This window comes from Nautilia sp., from assembly GCF_053994455.1.
Window position 1 is genome coordinate 1 of record NZ_JBMYAU010000082.1, and the last position, 3160, is coordinate 3160.

Genomic DNA, 3160 nt, shown 5'->3' on the forward strand with positions numbered 1-3160 from the left:
TTCTATAGTCTATAAAATAGAGTTTACTCCCCTGATACAATATTCTTGAAATAACCAAATCTTTAAAATATTCAAATCTTTTTTCAAGTTTTCTGATTTTTACTTTTTTAAAATAATCCTCACATCCTAAATCTTTGATTATTTTCCCGAATATTAGCTCTCCGCCGATTGAAAATATAATATCGTTATCTATGTCTATAAACTCTACTTTTTTACCTAAAATTTCTTCTTTTTCGTCTTTTTCTTCATATAAATCGAATAATGTAGGTTGTAACTCTTTTAATCTCTCTTTTGCTTTAGAAATTAATAATTCCAATTCGATATTATTCTTCGCACAACCGATAGTTTCTATTACTTTATAGCCTCTGTTTTTTCTATCTATAATTTGAACACTGACACTGCCACTTGGATTTTTCTTTTTTCTGATATGTAAATACATACAATTATTGTATCAAATAAACCTCACAAGACACACAAATTCGCATTTTTAAATTCCAAAATGCCCATAATTACGTATCTTTGATTTTTTGATTTTGCTTTCTTTGCTGTTTTCGCACAAAACGGGAAAGGGTTGTTTATTTTATAATTGTTCATTTTCCGATTTATATAGATAACCTCTTATTTTAGGAGGGATTTTTCTTTTTCTCATCTCTTCTCTTATTTTCTTGGGAATCGTTGTTTTTATATAAGGGGATATGTATATCCGTTCTTTATTGGAATCTATTGCTATTTTTCCCTGAATTACACATGAAAACCCTGTTTTTATAACTTCGTCCCTTTGGGCTTTTGTCATTATTACACCTAATTCTTTAGCAGCGGCGTCGACTTTTTTAATATCCGTTGCGGGGTTTTGTTTTTTGAAAAAATAAAGATTGTTTTTTTTAACCCAGTCTTTTTGAAAAATGAGTTCGAGATCTGTCTGCAGATATTCGAAACTTCTTTTTATACCCTCTTCAAATTCCTTTATAAGTCTGTTTGAGAAAAAATGCCTGAAATAGTTTCTTTTGTATTTTGTGTCGAAATTGCTTTCGTCCACATAATATTTAATATCTCTTTCATTTAAAAAGGCTACAATTTTCTCACGGGATATATTATAAAAAGGTCTCCATATTTTATAATGTTCTCTCTCCTCCCATTCGTTTATGGAAATCAGTTCTTTTAAACCCGCTCCTTTTGTAAACTGCATTAAAAACCATTCGAGTCTGTCGTTTAACTGGTGGGCGAGTATAAGCGTTTTATATCCGTGGCGTCTGATGATTTCCTCAAAAAATTCATATCTGCATTTTCTTGCGTTCTGCTCGCTGAATTTTGCGAGGCGGCAGTCTTTGATGAAAATTTTTTTGCCGTATTTTCGGGCTAATTCTTTTGCATATTCCGCTTCTTCGTCGCTTGTTTGTCTTGTATGGTAGTTTACCGTCACCATATCAAAAGGTATTTGTTTTTCTTCAAGCCAGAAAAACAGGGCCGTTGAATCCACTCCCGCCGAGAATGCGAGTAGGTTATTTGTAAGCATCTTTTCTTTTTAATATTTCAAATATTATTATTGTTTCATTATCAACATCAAATAAAATTCTATAACTTCCTACCCTTAATCTAAAAGGAGGGTAAAAATTTGTTAATTTTTTCGTATTAGGCGTATTTGGAAAAAATTGTAAGTTTTTTATTTTGTTTAATATAATTTGAGAATCGTTTTTAGGTAGTTTTTTTAATTGTTTGTGTGCTTTTTCTTCAAAAACTATTTTCATTTAAATTCTTTAATAATATCTTCCAGCGGAATAAAATTTTTATTTTTTTTATTTTTGTATTCTAAATATAATTTATAATCTATGTCATTTTTATCAATATGTTCAATATCAAAAGTTTCAATAATTTCAATGTCCGGTAAACTGTTTAATTTCTCAATATCCCGTTTGTTTTTTATGTTTAAAGTAACAATCATTGTTGTCCTTTTTTTTAATTATAACACAATTTTACCAATTAACTGCTCTCCCGCTAAAGTTTCGATTTTAACGTTATATAATTTTCCTGTTTCGAGGTTTTCGATTTCACTCTCGTTTATTAAAACGTCCCCGTCGATTTCAGGAGCCCAGAGTTTCGGGCGGACGCTGTAAAACAACCCGTCCTCAGTGAGTCCGTCAAGATAACATCTGCATGTTTTGTTTAAATATTTTTTAAAAGCTTTTTTGGTGGTGTGTTTTACTATTTTGCCCATTTCTTTTGCGCGCTGGTCGATTAAATTTTGAGGAAGTTTGTCTTTTCTTTTGAACGCCGCCGTGTCTTCTTCATCCGAATATGCAAATACGTTTACCCTGTCGAATTCAAATTCTTTTATAAAGTTTTTAAGCTCTTCAAAATCCTCTTCACTCTCTCCCGGATGTCCGACAATAACGGACGTACGTATAAAACCGAACTCTTTTTTCATTTCATACAGTAGGGATTTCAGTTTATCAACGCTTCCGGGTCTTCTCATGATTTTGAGCATTTTTTCACTTATGTGCTGGATCGGCATGTCGAAATAGTTTTCCACAACCGGAGATTCTAAGATTCTTCTGATGAGTCTTTTTGTTGTCGTTGCCGGATAAAGATACAGAATCCTTACTGTAATTCCTTCGATTTTGTCTAATTCGTCAATCAGCCTTTCAAGTCCGTCTTTAATGCCTTTATCCCTGAGATACGAACTGCTATCCTGGCTCGCAAGTGAAAAGTCTTTAAACCCTTTTTCTTTTAATCTTTTAATTTCTTCAATAATTTCGGGAATTTCTCTTGAATTTAATCTGCCTTTGAAATTCGGGATGGCGCAAAAGGCGCATTTTTGATTGCATCCTTCGCTAAGTTTAACGTAAGCGTGATAACTGCTTCCGGTGATAACTCTTTCTTCATTATGGATGAGATACACGTTTGGTGAAAATTTTGAGCTTTTTGTTTTTACGAGCTCGTCTATTTTGTCAAAATCACCTACACCCGTCCAAATATCCACTTCCGGGATTTCTTTCGGGAGGATATCCTTATAACGTTCGCTAAGACACCCCGTAACGGCTAAAATGGCGTTTTCTTTTTTTTCCGAGGCGAGTTCGAGAATCGTTTCTATGGATTCCTCTTTTGCCGGATTTATAAACCCGCAGGTGTTTACTATGATCAGATCCGCTTTTGAGGGTATGTC

4 protein-coding genes and 1 pseudogene are annotated in these 3160 nt (G+C 33.0%); all 5 read right to left on the reverse strand.

Going from position 1 to position 3160, the window contains the following annotated elements; translation table 11 throughout:
• Positions 1-439: pseudogene (locus ACXJIE_RS06125) on the reverse strand (IS1634 family transposase); the annotation flags it as partial.
• A 141-nt stretch (positions 440-580) separates the two neighbouring features.
• Positions 581-1513, reverse strand: coding sequence for a tRNA lysidine(34) synthetase TilS (gene tilS / locus ACXJIE_RS06130; RefSeq protein ID WP_456480088.1), 933 nt, complete (start codon positions 1511-1513; stop codon positions 581-583).
• Positions 1500-1745 (reverse strand): type II toxin-antitoxin system RelE family toxin, encoded by a 246-nt coding sequence (locus ACXJIE_RS06135; protein ID WP_456480089.1) that lies wholly within the window; start codon positions 1743-1745, stop codon positions 1500-1502. Before ACXJIE_RS06135 ends, tilS begins: the two co-directional genes overlap by 14 nt.
• Positions 1742-1939: a hypothetical protein gene (locus ACXJIE_RS06140; protein ID WP_456480090.1), complete on the reverse strand. Its 198-nt coding sequence runs from the start codon at positions 1937-1939 to the stop codon at positions 1742-1744. The genes ACXJIE_RS06135 and ACXJIE_RS06140 overlap by 4 nt, the downstream gene beginning before the upstream one ends.
• An 18-nt stretch (positions 1940-1957) precedes the next feature.
• On the reverse strand, positions 1958-3160 hold a 1203-nt coding region (gene rimO, locus ACXJIE_RS06145), incomplete at its 5' end, for a 30S ribosomal protein S12 methylthiotransferase RimO (protein ID WP_456480091.1).